Consider the following 1,706-nt stretch of genomic DNA (forward strand, 5'->3'; position numbering starts at 1 on the left):
GGGCGGCTGCTTCGACCTGCTGCACGCCGGCCACGCCCGCACGCTCTCGGCCGCCCGGGCGCTCGGCGACTGCCTGATCGTGTGCCTCAACTCGGACGACTCCGTGCGCCGCCTCAAGGGCGCCGCGCGGCCGATCATCCCCGAGGGCGACCGCGTCGACCTGCTGCTCGCGCTCGAGTGCGTGGACGCCGTGCTGGTCTTCGGCGAGGACACGCCGGACGAGGCGCTGCGCCGCATCCGCCCCGACGTCTGGGTAAAGGGCGGCGACTACTCCGCCGAGTCCCTCCCCGAGACTGCGACCGTGGCCCAGTGGGGCGGCCGTGTGCTGACCGTGCCCTACCACCCCGGCCGCTCGACCACCCATCTCGCCGCCGCGCTCGCCCGCGTCGGCTGACCCGCGGCCCGCGAGGCCCGCACGCCACCCCGGAAGGAAACCATGAGCACCACTCCCACCCCCCTCGGCCGCGTCCTGATCACCGGAGGAGCCTCCGGGCTCGGCGCGGCCGTCGCCGCCGCGGTCACCGCCGGCGGCGGCACCCCGATCGTGCTCGACCGCGACGTCTCGGACGTGCCGGAGGGCGTCGCCGCCTACCAGGTCGACGTGGCTCGGACCCGCGAAGCCGAGAAGGCCGTCGCCGAGATCGCTCGCGCGCACGGCGGGCTCGACGCCGTCGTCACCGCGGCCGGCATCGACCGCTGCGGTCGGCTCGTCGATGTGGAGCCGGAGGAGTGGGAGCGGGTCATCTCGGTCAACCTCCTCGGCACGGCTGCCGTCGTGCGTGCGGCGCTGCCGTTCCTCACCGAGACCCACGGCCGCGTCGTGACCGTCGCCTCCTCGCTGGCTCTCAAAGCCGTCTCGGACGCGACCGCCTACTGCGCGTCGAAGTTCGGTGTGCTCGGCTTCACCCGGGCGCTCGCGGCCGAGACGAAGGGCGAGATCGGCGTGACCACGCTGATCCCCTCCGGCATGAAGACACGCTTCTTCGACGATCGCGACGAGCAGTACAAGCCCGGCCCCGACGCGCTCCTCAACGACCCGGAGAACGTCGCGAACGCCGTGATGTTCGTCCTCGGCCAGCCCCGCGGCTGCGAGGTCCGCGAGCTCGTCATCACCCACGAGGAGGAGCCCTCCTGGCCCTGACCCCCTGCCCCTCGGCGCACCTCGGATCCCCTCCGCGAGATGCCCACTTGGGTACGCCCGCTCCGGCGTGTCGCGTACTCACGTGGCATCTCGCGGTTCAGCGGGTGGACGCGAGGACGGCGCGGACGTCGTCGAGGACTGTGGAGACGCGGACGTCGCCGACGAAGGTGACGTCGTGCTCGCAGCGCGGGGCGGTCCAGCCCACCTGCGTCGCGTCCACGCCGCAGACCGGGCAGTGCGTGGTCCAGCTCACCTGCACCCGGTGGCGCTGGCGGCCCAAAGGAGCGGCGTTGATCGCGTTGCCCACCCAGAAGACGCCGACCGTCGGCGCGCCGACCGCGGCGGCGAGGTGCCGGGGTCCGGAGTCGTTGCCGAGCACCAGGTCGGCGAGCGAGAGCAGCGGAGCGAGATCCGGCAGGTCGACGACGCCGGCCCACGAGACGGCGCCTCGTGCTCCCGCGACGATCTCGTCGGCCGCGGGCACATCGGAGTCGTCCCCGACCACGAGCACGCGCGCCCCGTCGGCCAGCAGCTGCGTCGCCACCGCGGCGAAGGAGGCGGCCGG

Annotated in this window: 3 protein-coding genes; 2 read left to right on the forward strand and 1 reads right to left on the reverse strand. The window is 73.9% G+C overall.

Annotation, left to right across the window (positions count from 1 at the left end; genetic code table 11):
- Positions 1–394 (forward strand): adenylyltransferase/cytidyltransferase family protein (locus ACH61_RS15275; RefSeq protein WP_153038946.1); only part of this gene is annotated, 394 nt, incomplete at its 5' end.
- A 42-nt stretch (positions 395–436) separates the two neighbouring features.
- On the forward strand, positions 437–1,141 hold the full coding sequence (locus ACH61_RS15280; RefSeq protein WP_068213713.1) for an SDR family oxidoreductase: 705 nt from the start codon (positions 437–439) through the stop codon (positions 1,139–1,141).
- 97 nt (positions 1,142–1,238) lie between these two features.
- Here ACH61_RS15280 and ACH61_RS15285 read toward each other — a convergent pair.
- Positions 1,239–1,706 (reverse strand): glycosyltransferase family 9 protein (locus ACH61_RS15285; protein ID WP_161489685.1); only part of this gene is annotated, 468 nt, incomplete at its 5' end.

The organism is Rathayibacter tanaceti (assembly GCF_001634385.1).
Lineage (GTDB): Bacteria > Actinomycetota > Actinomycetes > Actinomycetales > Microbacteriaceae > Rathayibacter > Rathayibacter tanaceti.